A 3,360-nucleotide genomic window follows, 5' to 3' on the forward strand; every position below is an offset into this window, starting at 1 on the left:
CGGGCGCCGCCGCTGGTCCGACCGCCGGCGCGGCGGCGCGGCGGCCAACGGAACCAGCCCCTTCGGCGCGGGCGGCTCAGGCGCGGGCCCGTCGGGCGCGGGCCCCGAGGACACCGGAGAACAGACCGTCGGCACCCGCCGCTTCGACCCCGACTTCTGAGTGACGACGGGCCGCGGGCGCGGCCCACGTGGGAGACGACATGAAGATCTACCAGCCCATGCTCTTCGTCGGCCTGGGCGGAACAGGCGGCCGGATCGGGGCCGAGCTGGAGCGCGGCCTGCGCCGTGAACTGTGCGGCCCCGACGGCACGTCCCTGGTGGCCGCCGGTCGCCGCGCGCCCTTCCAGCTGCCGGACTATCTGCAGTTCGTGTATGCGGACTTCAGCGAGGCGGAGCTCGACAAGCTGCCGCAGTTCAGCGCCAAGGGCGTGGAGGGCGCGGCCTACGCCCGCACCTCGCGCATCATCCACGATCTGCTGCCCACCGGATACGACAGCTCGCCCGAGGTGACCCGGATGCTGCGGGTCGCCCTCCACGAGGAGACCCGCGACTGGCTGCCGCCCCAGGACCGGCAGCCGCGCGTCGCACCCCTGCACAACGGCGCGGGGCAGCTGCCCACGGTCGGCAGGGCCGCGCTGTTCGCCACCCTCCGCGGCGGACTGGAACCGGTGGTGCGGCAGCTGCGCGAAGCGGTCAGCGCCATCAGCAACGCCGCCGGCGACCTGCGCGACCTCGGCGGCCGGCAGATCCGCGGCTGCGACGTCTTCGTGGCCTTCTCGGTGGCCGGCGGCACCGGCGCCGGCATCTTCTACGACTTCATCCACCTCATCGGGCATGTGTTCCGCACCTCCAAGGTGCCGGGCGTGAAGATCTACCCGCTGGTCGTGATGCCGTCCGCCTTCCCGCTGGAGGCGGGCGGCGGACGCGAGGCCGAACTGAACTCCGCCCGTGCGCTGGTGGACCTCTCCCGGCTGGTGGACGACCAGAACGTCCCGGACGCCCTGAGCGACTTCGGCGACGTCGACCAGCGCGGCTCGCTCAGCGTGCGCTATCCGCAGGACGGCGTCGTCGCCCTGCGGCCCTCCACCGTGCAGACCGCGTTCCTGTTCAGCAGGCCCGCCGTCATCCGCCCAGAGGACCTGCGCCGCTCCATCACCGCCATGGTGATGTCGCTGATCGGCACCGAACTGACCGACGACAGCGTCCAGGGCCGCACCGAGGACGACTACCAGTCGTTCGCCGCCAGCTTCGTCAACAAGAGCGTGGAGCGCTCCACCCCCGCCCGCTCCGGCATCGGCTACCGCGGCATGTCCACCAGCCTCGCCGCCTCCCTCACCGTGCCCGTCGACGACCTCGCCGAGATCGTCGCCGGGCGGCTGCTCGCCCACGCCGTCCGCGGGATGATCGAGGACGCCCAGCGGCCCCACGACGACGGCGCGGCGCGCGTCAGGGAGATGTTCGACCGCTCCGCCGTCGGCCGGCTGTGGACCCGTGAGGCCCCCGACGTCCCGCCGCCGGACCCGCTGCCCAAGGGCAGCCGGAACATCGGCCAGGCGCTGCGCGACCGCATCGGAGACATGGAGGACCGGCTCGGCCGGCTCGACCGCGAGCTGGACCGGGAGATGCCGCGGCTGGTGGAGGACTTCAAACCGCAGACCGGCGCGCGGGAACTGCTCGGCCTGGTCGGCCCGTTCCAGCTGGAACGGGTGCTCGGCGGGCTGCCCGGCCACCCCAAGCGCGCCGCCGAGGCCGGCTTCGCCGGGATGCTGGAGAACCGCAAGAACGACCCCGAACGCCCCGACGGCATCCAGCCCACCGCCCCCCAGATCCCGCGTGTCAAGGGCGCGATGGGCGGCCTCGTACCCGCCCGCTGGGGAGACCCCGACGTCCAGGACGCCCTGGACGAACAGGACGCCTGGTACCGCTGGCGCGCCAACCGGCTGTGGCACCGGGCCTGGAAGGAGCACGAGAACCGCTGGCGGCCCCCGCTGGTCAGGGCCCTGCGGGAGGCCGGCGAACTGGGCAGGGCGCTGCGCGCCCACGAGGAGGGCGAGCGCAAGCTGTTCCAGGAGCGCCGCAAGGAGCTGTACCGCGACGACCGCACCGGGGTGTCGTATCTGCTGCCGCCGCAGAGCAACCTCCGCACCTTCTACGACGACGTCTTCAACCGCCTCCTCCAGCACGAGGGCCTGGCGGAGAACACCAGCCCCGCCGCCCTGGTCGCCCGGCTGATCCAGCCGGAGGACTGGCATCGGGCGCTGGACGAGGCGCGCCGCTCCCCGCGCGCCGCCGTCAAGGAGATCAAGCAGGTCCTGGAGCAGCGGGTGAAGGGCCTGTTCGGCGAGGCCAGCGTGCTCAACGAGCGTCCCCTGCTGCCGTCCATGGCGATGCTGCTGCGGGCCGCGTCCGGCGACGAGGACGCCGAGGCCGCCGTGGACCCGCGCTGGCTGGAGCAGTTCCGCTCCCAGCTCGCCGGGCTGCTGCCGGTCGGCTTCACCCCGGACGGCAGCGGCCCGCTGAAGGTCCTCGTCGTCCATCCGCAGAGCGAGGGCGACGCACGGGCCCAGCAGTATCTGCGCCAGGAGCTGGCGCTGCCGCGCGACCCCGCAGCCACCCAGGAGTTCCGGGCCGTGGACACCGAGTCCGTCACCGTCGTGCTGTTCCGCAGCGGAATGAGCCTCACCGACGTCTCCGAGGTGAGGCAGGTCCTCAGGCTCTGGGCCGAAGCCCGCGACGCGTCCGGCCCCGACGACTTCCTGCACTGGCGGCAGCGGCTCGGCTACCGCGACGACTGGCTCGCCAGCACGGAGGACGACCGGCAGCGGATACTGCACCGCATCCTGTGCGCCATGTGGAACGGCCAGGTCTCCTACGAGGGACCCGAGACCTCCCCGGAGCTGATCCGCATCCGCCTCCAGGAGGGCGGCTCCGCCAGCATGACGCTGCGTCTGGAGCCGTTCGACGGCTCGGTCTCCAGCTGGGGCGGACTGCTCGCGGCGTACGAACGCTGGGCGCTGCTGGACGAGGGACAGATCATCGAGGACTTCTGCGACCGGCTGATGCGCACCCAGCCCACCGGGCTCGCCACCACGCCCGTACCCCCGTCGGAGCTGTTCACCACGCTGGTGCGCGAGGTCGCGCCGCGCCAGAAGGCCCTGCTGGACGAGCTGTCCGACCGGTACCCGGGCGAGGACGAGGAGTGGCTCGTACCGCTCCGGCACTTCTGGGAGGAGACCCTCAAGGGCGCGCTGGAGATGCGCTTCCCGGGCGCGTCCCGGCCCACCCGGCCCTCGCTGGCGGCCCTCCACGCGCGCCACGCCGGACACCGGGCGGGCCCGCGCGTCGCCGACGACGGCCCGC

Annotated in this window: 1 protein-coding gene; it reads left to right on the plus strand. The window is 73.3% G+C overall.

Annotation, left to right across the window (positions count from 1 at the left end):
• Window positions 1-200: 200 nt before the first annotated feature.
• On the plus strand, window positions 201-3,360 hold a 3,160-nt coding region (locus QCN29_RS36590), incomplete at its 3' end, for a tubulin-like doman-containing protein (protein ID WP_279933570.1).

The sequence above is a fragment of the Streptomyces chengmaiensis genome, assembly GCF_029846775.1.
GTDB lineage: Bacteria > Actinomycetota > Actinomycetes > Streptomycetales > Streptomycetaceae > Streptomyces > Streptomyces chengmaiensis.